General features: G+C 62.0%; 15 protein-coding genes and 1 tRNA gene. 11 read left to right on the top strand and 5 right to left on the bottom strand.

Translation table 11 applies throughout. From position 1 onward, the window contains the following. Nucleotides 1-10 precede the first annotated feature (10 nt). From EB815_RS25045 to EB815_RS25015, 7 genes are all read left to right on the top strand, one after another. Nucleotides 11-556 (top strand): ubiquinol-cytochrome C chaperone family protein, encoded by a 546-nt coding sequence (locus EB815_RS25045; protein ID WP_056562464.1) that lies wholly within the window; start codon nucleotides 11-13, stop codon nucleotides 554-556. Beyond that, nucleotides 556-1,104 (top strand): YceD family protein, encoded by a 549-nt coding sequence (locus EB815_RS25040; protein ID WP_056562462.1) that lies wholly within the window; start codon nucleotides 556-558, stop codon nucleotides 1,102-1,104. The genes EB815_RS25045 and EB815_RS25040 overlap by 1 nt, the downstream gene beginning before the upstream one ends. 113 nt (nucleotides 1,105-1,217) lie before the next feature. Further along, on the top strand, nucleotides 1,218-2,288 hold the full coding sequence (gene plsX, locus EB815_RS25035; protein WP_019857626.1) for a phosphate acyltransferase PlsX: 1,071 nt from the start codon (nucleotides 1,218-1,220) through the stop codon (nucleotides 2,286-2,288). 9 nt (nucleotides 2,289-2,297) lie between these two features. After that, nucleotides 2,298-3,269 carry a beta-ketoacyl-ACP synthase III gene (locus EB815_RS25030; protein ID WP_056562459.1) on the top strand — a complete coding sequence of 324 codons (972 nt, stop codon included), beginning with the start codon at nucleotides 2,298-2,300 and terminating at the stop codon, nucleotides 3,267-3,269. A gap of 102 nt (nucleotides 3,270-3,371) precedes the next feature. Then, nucleotides 3,372-3,695, top strand: coding sequence for an integration host factor subunit alpha (locus EB815_RS25025; RefSeq protein WP_010915609.1), 324 nt, complete (start codon nucleotides 3,372-3,374; stop codon nucleotides 3,693-3,695). 212 nt (nucleotides 3,696-3,907) lie between these two features. Next, nucleotides 3,908-4,447, top strand: coding sequence for a MerR family transcriptional regulator (locus EB815_RS25020; protein WP_056562455.1), 540 nt, complete (start codon nucleotides 3,908-3,910; stop codon nucleotides 4,445-4,447). A gap of 105 nt (nucleotides 4,448-4,552) precedes the next feature. After that, a complete protein-coding gene (locus EB815_RS25015) occupies nucleotides 4,553-4,855 on the top strand; it encodes a hypothetical protein (protein WP_056565430.1) in 303 nt (100 codons plus the stop codon). A gap of 766 nt (nucleotides 4,856-5,621) precedes the next feature. Here EB815_RS25015 and EB815_RS25010 read toward each other — a convergent pair. Further along, nucleotides 5,622-6,236, bottom strand: a complete 615-nt coding sequence (locus EB815_RS25010; protein ID WP_056562452.1) for a hypothetical protein — start codon at nucleotides 6,234-6,236, stop codon at nucleotides 5,622-5,624. Between the two features lie 283 nt (nucleotides 6,237-6,519). Between EB815_RS25010 and EB815_RS25005 the strand changes: the two genes are divergently transcribed. From EB815_RS25005 to EB815_RS24995, 3 genes are all read left to right on the top strand, one after another. After that, complete coding sequence (locus EB815_RS25005) at nucleotides 6,520-6,804, top strand: helix-turn-helix domain-containing protein (protein ID WP_056562449.1); 285 nt, start codon at nucleotides 6,520-6,522, stop codon at nucleotides 6,802-6,804. A 226-nt stretch (nucleotides 6,805-7,030) separates the two neighbouring features. Continuing rightward, nucleotides 7,031-7,492 (top strand): YbaK/EbsC family protein, encoded by a 462-nt coding sequence (locus tag EB815_RS25000; RefSeq protein WP_056562446.1) that lies wholly within the window; start codon nucleotides 7,031-7,033, stop codon nucleotides 7,490-7,492. Between the two features lie 109 nt (nucleotides 7,493-7,601). After that, a tRNA-Pro gene (locus EB815_RS24995) sits at nucleotides 7,602-7,678 on the top strand. Between the two features lie 1,009 nt (nucleotides 7,679-8,687). On the opposite strand, the gene EB815_RS24990 is transcribed toward EB815_RS24995, so the two are convergent. The 4 genes from EB815_RS24990 to EB815_RS24975 form a co-directional block, all read right to left on the bottom strand. Continuing rightward, complete coding sequence (locus tag EB815_RS24990) at nucleotides 8,688-9,938, bottom strand: O-antigen ligase family protein (protein ID WP_056562443.1); 1,251 nt, start codon at nucleotides 9,936-9,938, stop codon at nucleotides 8,688-8,690. Continuing rightward, entirely contained in the window at nucleotides 9,935-11,470 is a 1,536-nt protein-coding gene (locus EB815_RS24985; protein WP_056562439.1) for an undecaprenyl-phosphate glucose phosphotransferase, read from the bottom strand. Before EB815_RS24985 ends, EB815_RS24990 begins: the two co-directional genes overlap by 4 nt. Before the next feature lie 90 nt (nucleotides 11,471-11,560). Next, complete coding sequence (locus EB815_RS24980; protein ID WP_056562437.1) at nucleotides 11,561-12,691, bottom strand: glycosyltransferase family 4 protein; 1,131 nt, start codon at nucleotides 12,689-12,691, stop codon at nucleotides 11,561-11,563. A gap of 10 nt (nucleotides 12,692-12,701) precedes the next feature. Then, complete coding sequence (locus EB815_RS24975) at nucleotides 12,702-13,265, bottom strand: polysaccharide biosynthesis/export family protein (RefSeq protein ID WP_056565427.1); 564 nt, start codon at nucleotides 13,263-13,265, stop codon at nucleotides 12,702-12,704. A gap of 256 nt (nucleotides 13,266-13,521) precedes the next feature. Between EB815_RS24975 and EB815_RS24970 the strand changes: the two genes are divergently transcribed. Beyond that, nucleotides 13,522-15,825, top strand: coding sequence for a GumC family protein (locus EB815_RS24970; protein ID WP_056562434.1), 2,304 nt, complete (start codon nucleotides 13,522-13,524; stop codon nucleotides 15,823-15,825). Nucleotides 15,826-15,851 lie beyond the last annotated feature (26 nt).

Raw genomic sequence — 15,851 nt, 5'->3', positions numbered from 1 at the left:
GACCATCCCCATGTTCCAGCGCCTTTTTGGTCGCGAACGCCATGCCAACCGCGCCATCACCGACGCGCTCTACGCACAAATCGTGGCAGCGGCGCGGCAGACTGTATTTTATTCCCACTGGAATGTACCGGACACGCCGCTAGGCCGTTTCGAGATGCTTTCGCTGCATATGTTCCTGTTCCAGCATCGCTTGCGCGGTGAAGACGGCGTGACGCAGGAAATCGCCCAGGTGCTGATCGACGAGTTCTTCCTCGACGTCGATCATTCGCTGCGGGAGTTGGGCATTGGCGATGTTGGCGTGCCCAAACGCATGAAGAAGCTGGCGAAGATGTTTTATGGTCGTACCGCCGCCTATGATGATGCGCTGGAAAGAAACGACCATGACGGGCTGACCGCGGCCCTTGCCCGCAATGTCCGGCCCGACGCCGGCGCGTGGCCCGAGGCGTCGCAATTGGCCGACTATGTTGTCGATGCTTGCCGGCAACTGGCCGCGCAGCCGTCCGAATCAATCGTTTCCGGTACGGCGACGTTTCCGCTCGCCAAGGGAGGAGCTTGATGAAACACGCTGATACGCGAAGCCCGGTATCGTTTTTCGCCAACGTCGCCCGGCTGCCGCAGAAGGGCCTGCCCGTGGTGATCGAGGCCGATGCCGCCCAGCGCGCGGCGCTCGCCGGGGAGCATGGGCTGCTTTCGGTGGAAGCCTATCGTGCGGAACTCCTGGTGGCGTCCTGGAAGCGCAATGGCGTGAAGGTCAGCGGCCGTGTCGAGGCCGACATCACCCAGGCCTGCATCGTCACGCTCGATCCGGTCCAGGCGCATATCGACGAGCCGGTCGAGGCGCTGCTGTTGCCCGAGGACTCCAAGCTCGGACGGCAGGGATTCGAAGGCGGCGGTGAGATACTTCTCGATGCGGACGGGCCCGACGGTCCCGAAACATTTTCCGGCGACACCATCGATGTCGGGGCACTCGCCGAACAGTTCTTCGGATTGGCGATCGACCCTTATCCGCGCAAGCCGGGCGCTTCGTTGGACGCCGGCGGTAGGACCGAAGCGGCTGAGAACGAATTCCAGCAAAAACTGCGATCCTTGCTGGGAAAATCCTGAAAACCTCGCCCGCGATGGAAAAGTCGGTTGTGTGAAAACCCAAAACCGCTATTTTCGCCGAACCTTCGCGATCACTAAAGCGACCTGCCGCATAACCGTGAGATAAATACCGCGTGATCAGGATTTCCATCGATGCCATGGGCGGCGATCACGGACCAGCCGTGGTCATTCCGGCGCTCATGACGGTCGCGACCCGCCGTCCCGACATTCGCTTCGTCATCTACGGGCGTGAGGAACTGGTGCGCCCCGAACTGGCCAAGTTCCCCAAACTGGCCGAGGTGAGCGAATTCTTCCACTGCGAGATCGCGGTCAGGATGGACGACAAGCCCAGCCAGGCGCTGCGCCATGGCCGCTGGAAGTCTTCGATGTGGAAGGCGGTCGAAGCGGTCAAGTCGGGTGCGGCGGACGCCTGCATCTCCGCCGGCAACACAGGCGCGTTGATGGCGATGTCGAAATTCTGCCTGCGCACCATGGCGACCATCGATCGCCCGGCGATCGCGGCATTGTGGCCGACATTGCGCGGCGAAAGCGTGGTTCTGGACGTCGGCGCCACCATCGGCGCCGATGCGCAACAGCTCATCGATTTTGCCATTCTCGGCACCGGCATGGCGCGCGCCGTGTTCGGCATCGCCCGACCGACGGTTGGCCTGCTCAATGTCGGCGTGGAAGAGATCAAGGGCCAGGAAGAGGTCAAGGAAGCAGGACGCATGCTGCGCGAGGCCAACATGGCCTCGATGAACTATCATGGCTTTGTCGAAGGCGACGATATCGGCAAGGGCACGGTCGATGTGGTGGTGACCGAAGGCTTCGCCGGCAATATCGCGCTGAAGACGGCGGAAGGCACCGCGCGCCAGATAGCAGGGTATCTGCGCGCCGCCATGAGCCGCACGCTGATGGCCAAGATCGGCTATGTCTTCGCCAAGGGTGCCTTCGATCGCCTGCGCGAAAAGATGGATGTCGGCCGCTCCAATGGCGGCGTTTTCCTGGGGCTGAGCGGCATCGTCGTCAAAAGCCATGGCGGCGCCGATTCGGACGGGTTCGCCGCCGCGATCGAACTCGGCTACGACATGGTTCGCAACAATCTGCTTGACCGGATCGAGGCCGACCTGGACCTGTTTCACGCACGCAACCCGCGTGCCCTGTCATCTAGGAAATCCGACGTCGTTACCGACGCGAAGGAATAGGAAAGAACTTTGATCAGATCAGTCGTGCGCGGCACGGGCGCCGCGCTGCCCCGCCGCATCATGAAGAATGCCGATTTCGAGGGCATGGTCGAAACCTCGGACGAGTGGATTGCCCAGCGCACCGGCATCCGCCAGCGTCATATCGCGGCCGACGACGAGACAACGGCTTCCCTGGGCGAGGCCGCGGCCCGCGCCGCCCTTGCAAATGCCGGGCTGACGCCGGACGACATCGACCTGATCGTGCTGGCGACATCGACGCCCAACAACACATTCCCGGCTACTGCCGTCGAGATCCAGAACAGGCTCGGCATGCATCACGGCTTCGCTTTCGACATGCAGGCAGTGTGCTCGGGCTTCGTCTATGCGGTGACGACAGCCGATCTCTATATCCGTGGCGGCCTCGCCAAGCGTGTACTGGTCATCGGCTCGGAAACATTCTCGCGCATCCTCGACTGGAATGACCGCTCGACCTGCGTCTTGTTCGGCGACGGCGCCGGCGCGCTGGTCCTTGAAGCGGGCGAGGGGGCCGGCACGATTGCCGACCATGGCGTTCTGGCGGCCAGCCTGCGCTCCGACGGCGCGCACAAGGACAAGCTTTTCGTCGATGGCGGACCGTCGACCACGGGAACGGTCGGCCATCTCAGGATGGAAGGCCGCGAGGTCTTCAAGCACGCGGTCGGCATGATCACCGACGTTATCGAGGCGACCTTCTCGGCCGCGGGCATCACCGCTGACGATCTCGACTGGTTCGTGCCGCACCAGGCCAATAAACGAATTATTGACGCTTCCGCCAAGAAGCTCGGGATAGCCGAGCAAAAGGTGGTGGTTACGGTCGATTTGCACGGTAACACCTCGGCGGCTTCCGTGCCGCTGGCATTGTCGGTGGCCGTTGCCGATGGTCGCATCAAGAAGGGAGACCTGGTCCTCCTGGAAGCGATGGGCGGCGGCTTCACCTGGGGTGCTGTTCTGGTTCGCTGGTAAGTGCCGAACGGGTCGGTTTCGGTCCTTGACCTTGCCGGATCAATTACTTAGGCTCAGCCGTTGTTGTGCCGATTTTTATGTTTGAGCTGATGGGACGGTCGCATGGGGGGAAAGACACTTACGCGTGCCGACCTTGCGGAGGCCGTCTATCGAAAGGTCGGTCTGTCGCGCACTGAATCCGCCGAACTCGTCGAAGCTGTGCTGGACGAAATCTGCGAAGCCATCGTGCGTGGCGAGACTGTCAAGCTGTCGTCCTTCGCGACGTTTCATGTCCGCTCCAAGAACGAGCGCATCGGACGCAATCCCAAGACCGGTGAAGAGGTGCCGATCCTGCCGCGTCGGGTGATGACCTTCAAATCGTCCAACGTGCTGAAGAACCGCATCCTGCGCTCGCATCAGAACAGCAAGGCCAAGGGCGGCAAATAGCCTCCATTGGCGGTTGAAAACCGGCGCCGCCATGACGCGGGGCTTGAATATTGCTTCACAAACCGCTGAAATAAGGTCCGATTCGGCAGCATGGCCGGATTGGTGTTCCGCGAATGGTCCATTCCGCGCGACTGGAATGAGCTTTTCTCTTTGGTGAGCCTGATCTCGCTGAATGCCGTTCCGGGTCACGCTCCAGCGTGAGGATTTCGCCCATGGACAAGAGCCCTGACGCCTTCCGCACCATCAGCGAGGTCGCTGAAGATCTTGACCTGCCGCAGCATGTGCTGCGCTTCTGGGAGACGCGCTTCAACCAGATCAAGCCGATGAAGCGCGGCGGCGGCCGTCGCTACTACCGGCCGCAGGATGTCGAACTGATCAAGGGCATCCGCCACATGCTCTACGACCAGGGCTACACGATCAAGGGCGTGCAGAAGCTGCTGCGCGAAAACGGCAATCATTTCCTGGTCGCCATCGGTAATGGTGACATGGCGGCCGTCGAGGCGATCTCGCAACGGAAGCAGGCCGACCAAGTGCCGCTGACCTCGGCGGCGCAGCCGCGCGGTGGAGATGATGAGCTGGTTGGCCAGCCAAGGGTCAAGCCCAGTCGCCGCTTTTTTGGCCTGGGCAAGAGCGACGAGGAAGGTCCGGTTCAGCCGGACGCGTCGAAACTCTCGCGCGACAACCGCGCGCTGCTGCAGGAGGCGCTGTTCGATCTGCTGGAATGCAAGCGTCTGCTTGACCAGGTGCGCTGACCGCCGCACGACGCGTTTTGAAGCCTTTGGGCCGGAACTCGCCTTCGGGTGAGGCGTTACGTTTCCTTCTGCAAGACGTCGTCCAGCAAGACAAGGAAACGCATGATGGCATCATTCTCGACCCTTTCGGACATCGACCTCGAAAAGCAGGTCGCGGCCCTCTCAAGGGAACTCGCGGCGTTGCGCAGGGCAACGTTAAAACGGGGTGGCGCGTACTATGAAGACGGTCGCGATGCCGCTCTTGATACATACTCGGATCTTGCTGGACGGCTGCGGGATGCCATGCCGGCAATCCGCAAACAGGGCAGGGTGATCGAAAAATCGGCCCGCGACCACCCGGCGGCCACCGCCGCGGTCGGCCTTGTGGTACTCGGCCTGGTCGCCAGCCTGCTTTTCAGCCGGCGCTGAGGATCCCTCCGCTCATAAGACAAGGGATTCAACCAAGAAAGATGGCGGCCGACCCGAAGGGCGAGCCGCCATTCTTATTGCCGTCCGGTGGTTACTTGGCGAGCTTGATCTTGGTCTGGGGCGAAACCTGCGCGGTCTGGCTGCATTGGCCATAGACCGTGCCGTCCCTGTCGGTGGCGTCCTTATAGGCGCCATTGCACCCGAGAGTACGAGACAGTGGCCTGCGCCCTCGAAAACAGCGCCGCCTTCGACATCGAGCCGATCGCCGAGGGTGGCGAAGTGTGAGGCCCGGTTCATGTCGGGCCTGGCAGTGCGACCAGGAGAAGACCGGCCCTGAACAAGAAGCCAAGGCCGGTCTTCTCGTTGGCAGTGTGGTGTCAGGCCTTCTTCATCGTCTTCATGTGGTGGTGATGATGGTGGTGATGGTGATGGCGGTGATGATGACGATGGTGGTGATGATGACGATGATGCTTCGCCATCGGGGCCGCATCCGCGCTCGTCACGCCGATAGCCGGCACCGTGAAAGCAACTGCAACTGCAAGCCCGAGAGCCGAGAGGAGGGACTTCTTCATGGATCGGTTCCTTTTTTCGCGGGCAGATATACATCGGGTCGATAGCCCGACCGCCGCGCATGGGATTACGCTCCCGAATTTTTTCGTCAGTATTTCCCGATTGTAGAATTTTATTTCTGGACTGTTTCTGAAGAAGCTGGCTTGCCGGCCATCACCACCAGGCCCGAAAAGCCGCGCTCCTTCCGGCTGTTTGGCTACATTGGCGGGACCACGCCCTTGTTTCCCACCACGACACGGCTGGAACTCAGCGTCCCGTCAGCCTCACGCTGGGCCGTCACGAAGACCGTTGCGCCTGGCTTGAGATCGGTCGGCGTGGCCGGGGCAAAGGTCACGACAGGCGTGCTGTCGGGGATCGAAATCTTCTTGGTTTGCCCATTGTCGTAGGTCAGCGTCACGGCTCGCCCGCTTATGTCGGTGACGTCCGCTACCGTGCCGTTGGTCATGCGGCTGTTCGGCTGCAGGTCCCATGGGCGGTCACCCTCGCCGGTGCCTTTCAAGGCAGCGGGAAAAATCACGACTTCCAGCGCCCCGCTGCCGCCATCCGCCTTTGAAACGGAAGCGATGCCGAGGAAATCGCCTTGCTTGATGTCCTTTTCGGAGGCGCTGGCGACGCCAGAGATCTTCCAGCCGGTATTGAGCTTGATCGCCGAGGTGTTGCCCTGGCGGGTTTTGACGGTGAGCAGTGAGGGCTCGAAGCTGATCACAGTACCACGAACGCGCAACGCGTCCACCGCTTGAGCGCTCGCCGCACCGGCGATGAAAAGACTGGAGATCGCGCCGAGCACGAGGAGGGATGCCTTTACGTTCATTGCAGATATCCTTCTGGGGAATGGCCTGGCTGGAACCGGATGGTTTTCACGCCAGTGCATCAGAACAACGAACAGGTGGGCCTAAACCTTCGAGCAAAAAGGTGCCGGGTGTTCAAAAGAACTTGATGGTGCCGATGTGCGTAAGCCGGTGCGAAGGCGTCCGGTTCACGATAGCGTGACGGTCCGTTTGGCTCTTGGCAAATCACTGGCGAGCGGGCATCTTCCTGCTCGTCTCAGGCAACACTCCATTTTGATCAAATTCTTTCAGCCACCGGAGTTGCCAATGCCCCAAAACGCAAAAATCAATGCCCTCTCCGAACCGCTAGTCAGTGAGATCGGGTCAGATTCCAGTAGCCTCAGAGCACTGCGGGAAACCCGCGGATACAGCTTGGAAGAGCTTTCCCTGACCTGCGGACTCGCGGTCGGCGAAATTGAGGACATCGAGAACGGCAGGGCTGCCGATCCGGCGAAGCTGCGTCGTATCGCGGCCGCGCTTCGGCTACCCCAGGATGCTCTCATTGCTTTCGCTGCACCGACACCGGCCGCACAAGGTCGACCCCTGGCATAGAACCGGCGACAGCCATGCCGCGGAACCCGCCAAGGCCCGCTTGGCGGGTTTCTTGTTGATGCATCGACGTTCCTCGGTGGCCGGGCTTGCCGATTCATGAATCGCGCGTGTTTATACGTGCCGCACCCAGATTTGCGCCATTCGCCTGGTGTATGGGAGCCCAGTTTGTCGGGCGAATAGTGTGTCGGGCGGCTTGTGCGTCGGATTTGAACCGTGAGTTTTCGATATGAGCCTGGAATCCGTTCGTGCGTTCTTTGCCGCCCATGCGCCTGATGTCGAAGTCATCGTCACGCAAGCGAGTTCGGCAACGGTGATGCTGGCGGCGGAAGCGCATGGCGTCCTTCCGGCGCAGATCGCCAAGACGATCTGCCTGCGCGTCGGCGACCGGACCATGCTGGTCGTGACCAGCGGCATCGCCAGACTGGACAACCGCAAGTTCAAGGACCGGTTCGGCGGCAAGCCGCGCATGCTGGACGCGAAGGAAGTTGTGGCTGCCACGAGCCATCCGGTTGGCGGTGTTTGTCCGTTCGGCCTGCCGGCACCTCTGCAGGTCTGCTGCGACGTGTCCCTGCGCGAATTTGAAGAGGTCGTGCCGGCCGCCGGCGCCACCAACGCCGCAGTACGGATCGCCCCGCAGCGCATGGTCGATCTTATCGGTGCGGAATGGGTCGATGTGTGCCAGGCTTAAGGTAAGATACTGACGCACTGGGCCGCCATTGTCTCACAAATCTACCTGCAAGATAGTCGCGGAATTCGGTTGACCCGAGCAGGGTTATCACGATACATCGCGACCGGTCCGGAGTGTAGCGCAGCCCGGTAGCGCACTTGACTGGGGGTCAAGGGGTCGTCGGTTCGAATCCGGCCACTCCGACCATTAGTTCCTTGAAATCCCTGGTTTTTACCGAAGGCGCCTTGGGCGCCTTTCTCGTTTTTGAAACGAAGGCGCTCCAGTTGTCCGTTTCGGAACACGAAGTTCCGAAAAAGTCCCTCACAAACAGCGAATGTTCCTGGTTCGGCGATTCCGGAATTCGCCGTGCAAATTTCCCCGAACGTGCAGCGCCGCGGGCGAGAGAGGTTGCTCCTTACGAATCCGTAAGTCGCGCCGTTGAGCCGAAATCTCATATGTTGACCGCGAACAGCGAACCGATTCAGCCCTTCGCTGTTCCTTGGGTGTCCACACCCGCAGCCCGCTGCACCCCCAAAGAAGTCCCAGCAGCGGGCTGGTCCCCACTGCGAGCCAACATTTGTATTTTCAGGATGCTGGTTGAGCCGAATTCATTTGGCGTGCGACCGTGTAGGCGAATACTTCCCCGCGAGCCTCATCGGTGACGCGAATCCAATCCTTCGCCCATCTTTGAGAGGCCGCCTCGCAGGCATTCATTTCCGATGCGGCCACGGCAGGACTAGTCGCTTCGACTGCCTTGCACCTGATTACCCGATCGTAGCGCATTTCTGCGACATCGTAGACTGGCATACTACTCCCCTGCAACCCTTTACCCCAAGAGGTAGTATTGCGCAGCGCAAGCTCGACCGCAAGTGGCAGCATGGAACGAAGCCGGCTCAGGACATCTCGTCGACGCTTGGGTCGAGACCCAAATCCCGGGATTGCCGAAGCTCAAGGCGGCCCGGTGCCTGCGTTGGGATGAATTGGGACACCGGGCCTGACCGGCGGACTGTTTAGGGACCGAACCGCCGGCTGGCAAATCTATGCACTGATACTAATATGGCCGAAGCATGCAAATGAAGGAGCCGCGCGATGAACGGAAAGCCGGTAACGACCTTCGTCGTTTCGTTTTTGAGAAGCCACATTGGCGCATGGTGTTGACGACGAGATGGGACTTTTCCACGGTTCGTCTTGGCTGAACCCTGGACAGATCACGCCTTCAGCTTCTTGCTTGAGCCAGAGCCGGCCGCAACAGTCGCTGATGGCGGTATTCCAGGGCGATGGCGCCCCAGATCAGGCCGAGCAGCAGGTAGACGTGGCGCCAGTGATCGATATCGATGAAGGTGCCGAGTCCGATATTGCCGATGAAGGCGACATAGGCGCACAAGAGGTAAGGCTGCCATGGCCGATCGCGTAGCAGGATGCGGAACCCGGAGGCTATGGTCCACAGCACAAGCGTCAGGAACGACACGAAGCCGAGCCAGCCATAATCCATGAGCATTTTCAGCCAGATGTCGTGCGTGTCCTCGCCGAACATCTTGCCGAAGACCAGCGGCCCGATGCCGAACGGATGCTCCATCGCCATCTGGAATCCGATTCCGTAGCGAGCGAAGCGGCCGAGGCGCGCGGTGTCGTAGCTCTGTTCGAGATGCGCGCGCTGGGTGAACATGTCCGCAACCCCGGGCAATTGCAGGATGACGATGATGGCGATCGCCAGCAACGACAGCGCGGCGATGGTCATGATCACCACGCGCAGCCGGAACTTGCCGCTGTTGCTCTGCAGGAACAGGCAGCCGGTTAGCAGGACCGCCGATACGACGAACATGCCCCAGGCGCCGCGCGAGAAGGAGAAGAAGATGCCCGATACGATGATCAGCAGCGGCACCGCCAGCAGCGGCATGCGCGAGACCGGACCGGTCAGGAGCAGATGGAGCAGATAGATGCCGGGCAGCACCAGGAAGGGTCCGAAGACGTTCGGATCCTGGAAGGCGCCGGCGGCGCGGTCGTATTTGGTGAAGATCTCGGCGCCGGGAAAGGCATGGAAATAGCCTGCTATGCCGAGCAGCGACGTCGCCACGGCCGAAACGACATAGGCATTGAAGATCAGCCGGTAGAGACCTGGTTGCGTGGCGGTGACCGAGGCGAAGAACACCGCGCTGAAGGCCAGGAACAGCGACACGGAGAGATAGAGGGGTGTGAAGGCGAGGTCCGCCATCTGCGTCATCGAGATCATGCCGCCGATGTTCATTGTCACCAGCAGCACCAGCAGCGGCATGGCCGCGCGGGAAATCCGCAAGCCGAAGAGCGCCCAGATGGCGATCAGCCCGGCCATGTAGATTTCATAAGGCGCCGGCTCGTTGATGACGAAGCCGGACAGAAGAATGCCGAACACCACCGCACTGGAAGAAATCAGCGCGATCAGCTTGGCGTTGACCGCGGCCGGCGGCAGCTCATGGGAAATCGCGCTCAATAGGCGTTTTCCGTGTTGAGCAGCCGGATCGGTGTCAGGAACAGGATCCGCAGATCGAACAGCAGCGACCAGTTCTCGATGTAGTAGAGGTCGTATTCCGTGCGCATGCGGATCTTCTCGTTGGTGTCCATCTCGCCGCGCCAGCCGTTGATCTGCGCCCAGCCGGTGACGCCCGGCTTGACCTTGTGGCGGGCGAAATAACCGTCGACCACCTCGTTGTAGAGAAGGTTGTGCGACTGCGCCGCGATGGCATGCGGGCGCGGACCGATCAGCGACAGTGATCCCAGCAGCGAATTGACGAACTGCGGCAGTTCGTCGATCGACGTCTTGCGGATGAAGCGGCCGACGCGCGTGACGCGCGGATCGTTCTTGGTCACTGTCTGCTTGGCGGTCGGATCCGACCTGTCGGTGTACATCGAGCGGAACTTGTAGACCTCGATGATCTCATTGTTGAAGCCGTGTCGCTTTTGCTTGAACAGCACCGGTCCCTTGCTGTCGAGTTTGATGGCGATCGCGGTCGCCAGCATCACCGGCGAGAAGACGATGATGCCGATCAGCGAGAAAATGATGTCGAAGGCGCGCTTGGCGACCGAATCCCAGTCGTTGATCGGCTTGTCGAAGATGTCGAGCATCGGCACCGAGCCGATGAAGGAATAGGCGCGAGGGCGGAACTGCAGCGCGTTCGAATGCGCCGAAAGCCGAATGTCCACCGGCAGCACCCACAGTTTCTTCAACAGCTGCAGCACACGCGTTTCGGCGGTCAGCGGCAGCGACACGATCAGCATGTCGATGCGGGCGATGCGAGCGAACTCGATCAGTTCCGAAATGGTGCCGAGCTTGGGGTAGCCGGCAACGATGGGCGGCGAGCGCTTGTCGCTGCGGTCATCGAATATGCCGCAGATGCGGATGTCGTTGTAAGGCTGTTTTTCGACCGAACGGATCAGGACTTCCGCCGCCTTGCCGCCGCCGACGATGACGGCACGCCGCTCCATGCGGCCATCGCGAGCCCAGCGCCGGATCAGCTTCGACAACACCAGCCTGAGGCCGAAGAGGAGGACGAAGCCGACCACGAACCAGGTGCCGAACAGCAGCCGCGAATAGTCTTCCGACATCTTCATGGTGAAAGCCGTCAACGCCATCAGCGCGAAGGTGCCGGCCCAGACCAGCAGGATGCGGCTGAAATTGGCGATCGGCCGCATCAGCGAAACGACCTGGTAGCAGTCGGTGACATCGAGCAGAACCACGGCGAGGAACGACGCTGCGGCGATCGTCACCGGATACTGCCAGGCGAAATAGTTGAAGAACCCGACAAAGTAGAAATAGACGCAGAGCCCCGAAAGGAACAGGATCGCGAACTCGACCATGCGCAGGACACCGCTGACCATGATCGGCGACATCGTATCGCGCCGGTATTGCGACGCCACCTGTCGGGCAACATCGTTCATACCCCCGGGCGCATCGCCATCGGCCGGGCCGTCGAATTTACGCACCGCTTCTGCTGAAAAGCGGCGCGCGGGGTCGATCTCGTTCATGGAACAGTCCGCAAGCTTCCCCTGGGTGATTAGCAAAAGAGAGCTAAGAAACCCTTGAAACAACACGTGGCTTTGGAAAGGCTTGGGGCGTCACCTGCCGAGCGCGGCGAAATAGGCCTTCTCGATTTCGGCGGCCATGACGTCGGCGCCGAAGCGTGCCTTGAGGTTGGCGCCGTCGGGCATCAGCTTGCCGTAGGCTGCGAGATCGGCCAGCGCCTCACTCATCTTGTCAGTGAGTTCGATGGGATCGGGCCTGATCAGGGCAGGGGAGCCGGCAGCGAAAATCTCCGGTATGCCGCCGACCGAGGTCGCGATCATGGGCCTTGCCGCGGCGAGTGTCTCCAGCACGATATAGGGCATGGCTTCGGCGCGCGAGGGAACGACGACGAGCGCCGCCAGCGCGAAGGCCTCCCTGGCCGGCATCGGCGGCAGGAAGCGGACATGGTCCTGAAGCCCAAGGCGCTTCACTTGCGCGTGATAACGCGGCAGGTCGTCGCCGTCGCCGACCATCACCGCGCGCAGCGCACGGCCAAGCCGGGGACCGGCGGCCGCCAGTGCATCGATGAAGATGTCGGGGCCCTTCAGGTCCCGCATCATGCCGATGTAGAGCAGATCCGCCGCATCGGGTTCGATCGCCACCGGTTCGAATTCCGCGGCGCGCAGTCCGTTGTAGACCAGTGTGTTCGGGATCGGCGGCTCGCCCACCTTCCTGCGATAGGTTCGCCGCTCATAATCCGAGACGAAGAGCAGGCAATCGGTGAAGCGCGCCATGGAGCGCTCCAGCGCGAAGAACAGCCTCCCCGTGGCCGTTGTTTCGTCATAGTGGAGGGAGCCGCCATGCGGCGAATAAAGGCGGGCTACGCGAGACCTTGATACCCGCAACAATGAGCCGAACAGACGGGCATAGGCGCCACCCTTGGCACCGTGCCCGTGCAGGACGTCCGGCTGCAATTCCTTGATGATCCTGTAGGTGCGCCGGGCCGAGGCGAGATCGCCCGGGCCGACATGGCGCTGCATTGGCGTGCGATGGATACCGAGCGCCAGCGTGCCCTTCATCTGCTCGAACAGGCGTTCCTCGAATTCGCCGCCGGTGGTCGAATCGCAGACGATCCCGACCACATGACCGGCCGCGACCTGAGCTTCCGTCAGGTCGCGCACATGCCGGAAAATTCCTCCGACGGGTGAACGAAAGCAGTGGACGATCCTGAGCTTGTCCGCCACGTGATATCTGTCAGAACAGGCGTTCGCGGACGAAGACGGTATCCCCGGGCAGCAGCGGGTCGGAGGTGACCACGCGCCCGGTCATCACCTTGCCGTTGATGTCGCGGGTGATGTCGACGCTTTCCTGGTTGGCGCGTGGCGTGAAGCCTCCGGCGATGGCGATGGCCTTCTGCACCGTCAGGCCGGGCACGTAGGAATACTGGCCGGCAGCACCCACCTCGCCCATGACGAAGATCGGCCGGTAGCGGTCGATCTCGACCGAAACGTCGGGGTCGCGCAGATAGCCTTGCCGCAATTTGTCGGCGATCTCCTTTTCCATCTGCTGTGCTGTGTGACCACGCGCGGGCACGGCGCCGACAAGCGGGAAGGAGAGATAGCCGGACTGGTCGACACTGTAGGTGTTGGTCAGGCCGTCCTGTTCGAACACGGTGACGCGCACGCGGTCGCCGGCGCCGAGGCGATAAGGCTGGTCGAGGACTTCGTGGAAGGCGGCCGGCGGCGGGCGGTAGCTGGAGCAGCCGGCGAGCATCGATACGGCAAGCAGCGCGCGAACGAGGGAAGCAGTGCTTTTCATGACCGGATAGGTACCTTCGACTGGCCGCTGCGGCGTCGCAGCAAACATCTGGGATCGGGTTCGTTATCATCCTGTTAGGGTTAATGGCCGGTAAAGGCGCCGGCCGATAGAGCTCGCGCCGGCAGGGATTTCGCCATTTTGTCGCTTTTTCTAGCCGCTCGCCAGTGATCCCTAATGGAGTATTACCGCGATCTTAACTGCTGAGTTACCATAGTTGTTTACGGTGCATCCTGACCCAGTTTCGGAGTAGGGATGCATGTCCGTTCAGTCCGCGGCCGCAGATGTCGATGTCGACCTCAGGCAGCTTTTCGCCAGCCTGGCGAGGAACTGGCTGCGCATATTGCTCTTTGTTCTGGCGGTGACAGGCCTGGCGTTTGCTTTCGCGTCGTTGGCGACACGGCACTACAAGGCGCAGACGCAGGTGGAAATCGCCCCGCGCGAATCCGTTTATACCCGCCCGGCCGGCAGCAACAATGACGGCGACAAGCCGATCCTCGACGAGCAAGGCGTCGCCACCCAGGTCCAGATCATTTCGTCCAACGAAATCCTCAAGCAGGTGGCGCGGAAACTCGGTCTGGCGCGGCTGCCCGAATTCGACGAAACGATCAACATGTCGTCCCTCAGCCGCGTGCTGATCCTGCTTGGGCTGAAGAACGATCCGATGGATATTCCGGCCGACGAACGCGTGTTGAAGAAGATGCGCGAGAAGCTCAACGTCTTTGGCGTTGAAAAGACACGCATCATTGCCATCGAGTTCTCATCCGAGGATCCCAAGCTCGCCGCGGCAATCCCTGACGCCATTGCCGCTGCCTATATTGCGGGGCAGGGCGCGGCCAAGAGCGAGTCGAACACCGCCGCCGCGGATTTCCTGGCGCCTGAGATCGCCGACCTGTCGAAGCAGGTCAGGGATGCCGAGGCCAAGGTCGCGGCGTACCGCGGCCAGTCGGACCTCCTGATGGGCGGTAACAATTCCACCCTGGCCACACAGCAACTGGCCGAGCTGTCGACCGAATTGTCGCGGGTGCGGGCCAACCGCGCCGCGGCCGAAGGCACCGCCGACAGCGTACGCAAGGCGCTGCAGAATGGCGGCTCGCTGGATTCGCTGCCGGAAGTGCTGTCGTCCGACCTGATCCAGCGTTTGCGGGAGCGCCAGGTCGAGCTGCGCGCCAATATCGCCGATCTGTCGACGACGATGCTCGACAATCATCCGCGCGTTCGCGCGGCGAAATCACAGCTGGCCGATCTCGATGCGCAGATCCGCGGCGAAGCACAGAAGGTCATGAAGGGCCTTGTGATGCAGGCCGATGCCGCCAAGGCGCGCGAAAACCAGCTCGTCGCCGACGTCAACACGCTGAAGGCGGCCTCGGCGCAGGCTGGCGAACAGCAGGTCGGGCTCGACGCGCTGCAGCGCGATGCGGCGGCCAAGCGCCAACAGCTCGAACTCTATCTGACCAACTACCGCGAGGCGGCTTCGCGCCAGGACCGCAACTATGTGCCGGTCGACGCTCGTGTCTCCTCGCCGGCTTCGGTGCCCTCCGAGCCATACTTCCCCAAGGTCGGGCCGATCGTTGGTGCCGCCGCCGCCGCTTCGCTTCTGCTGGCGGCGGTCTTCACGCTGCTGCGGGAACTCTTCTCGGGCCGTGCGATGCGCCCGGCCACGGGCGCCCGTTTTGAGCCGATCGACGAAGTGGCGATGCCGACAACCGCCCGCCAGGAGCCGGTCGCGCCCCTGGAGCCGACTGCCCGACTGGAGCCAGCTGTCGCCAGCGAGTTCGCTAATCGTGGTGCTGTGGCGCCATGGCCCGAAGCCGTCGCGGATTCCGAGATGACGGTGCGAGCCCAGTCCATTGCCGAGCCTGAGCCTGTTACCGAGCCTGAGCCTGCCGCACAGGAAGAGCCTGTCGCCGAGGCCGTATCAGCTGTCGAGTCGGAATCCGTCATGGAGGTCCAGCGGCCGCGCTCGGTGCTCGGTGAAATCGACATCGAGAAGGCCGCGGAAAAGCTGATCGCCAGCGGTGCCGCACGCGCCATATTCGTTTCGCCCGAAGGCGACGAGGCAGCAGCATCGGCAGTCCTGGTGGCGCGCGAGGTGTCCGACGCCGGCCTGCGCGTCCTGCTGCTCGATCTTACCGCCTCGGGTGCTGCTTCGCGGCCAATGCTGGACAGCGGGCTTTTCCCGGGCATCACCGATCTGCTCGCGTCGCAGGCGCAGTTCAGCGACGTCATCCATGCAGATCTCTATTCCGATTGCCACGTCATTCCGGTCGGCACCGCTGATCCGGTCCGCGCCATGCGCGCCGCCGACAGGTTGCCGATCATAATGCAGTCGCTGATCACGGCCTATGATCTGGTGGTGGTCGAGTGCGGGCCGGCCGATGCGCAAGGCATCAGCCGTCTGGGCGGCGACGCGACCGAAGTGTTCCTGTCCATGCTGGAGCCGGACGACGAGGTGACGCAGGCAGCGGTCAAGCTGATCGAGAGCGGCTACCCCGACCTGACGCTGGTGACGCCGCTTGGCCACGAACCACCGGGAACTCCGGGCCGGCGTTCGGCGGCCTGAACAGCCGCTGTTCGCAGGCACGCCTG

Source organism: Mesorhizobium loti (assembly GCF_013170705.1).
Classification (GTDB): domain Bacteria; phylum Pseudomonadota; class Alphaproteobacteria; order Rhizobiales; family Rhizobiaceae; genus Mesorhizobium; species Mesorhizobium loti_D.
Note: the sequence above shows the minus strand (reverse complement) of the source record. Positions and strands in the feature narration are given on the sequence as shown.

What these genes read in the sequence shown, in the direction of transcription:
- EB815_RS25045 (WP_056562464.1), top strand. Translation starts at nt 11, where the DNA reads ATGTTCCAGCGCCTTTTTGGTCGCGAACGCCATGCCAACCGCGCCATC.
- EB815_RS25005 (WP_056562449.1), top strand. Translation starts at nt 6,520, where the DNA reads ATGCCCCAAAACGCAAAAATCAATGCCCTCTCCGAACCGCTAGTCAGT.
- EB815_RS25020 (WP_056562455.1), top strand. Translation starts at nt 3,908, where the DNA reads ATGGACAAGAGCCCTGACGCCTTCCGCACCATCAGCGAGGTCGCTGAA.
- EB815_RS24970 (WP_056562434.1), top strand. Translation starts at nt 13,522, where the DNA reads ATGTCCGTTCAGTCCGCGGCCGCAGATGTCGATGTCGACCTCAGGCAG.
- EB815_RS25010 (WP_056562452.1), bottom strand. Translation starts at nt 6,236, where the DNA reads ATGAACGTAAAGGCATCCCTCCTCGTGCTCGGCGCGATCTCCAGTCTT.
- EB815_RS24975 (WP_056565427.1), bottom strand. Translation starts at nt 13,265, where the DNA reads ATGAAAAGCACTGCTTCCCTCGTTCGCGCGCTGCTTGCCGTATCGATG.
- EB815_RS25040 (WP_056562462.1), top strand. Translation starts at nt 556, where the DNA reads ATGAAACACGCTGATACGCGAAGCCCGGTATCGTTTTTCGCCAACGTC.
- EB815_RS25015 (WP_056565430.1), top strand. Translation starts at nt 4,553, where the DNA reads ATGGCATCATTCTCGACCCTTTCGGACATCGACCTCGAAAAGCAGGTC.
- EB815_RS25000 (WP_056562446.1), top strand. Translation starts at nt 7,031, where the DNA reads ATGAGCCTGGAATCCGTTCGTGCGTTCTTTGCCGCCCATGCGCCTGAT.
- EB815_RS24985 (WP_056562439.1), bottom strand. Translation starts at nt 11,470, where the DNA reads ATGAACGAGATCGACCCCGCGCGCCGCTTTTCAGCAGAAGCGGTGCGT.
- EB815_RS25025 (WP_010915609.1), top strand. Translation starts at nt 3,372, where the DNA reads ATGGGGGGAAAGACACTTACGCGTGCCGACCTTGCGGAGGCCGTCTAT.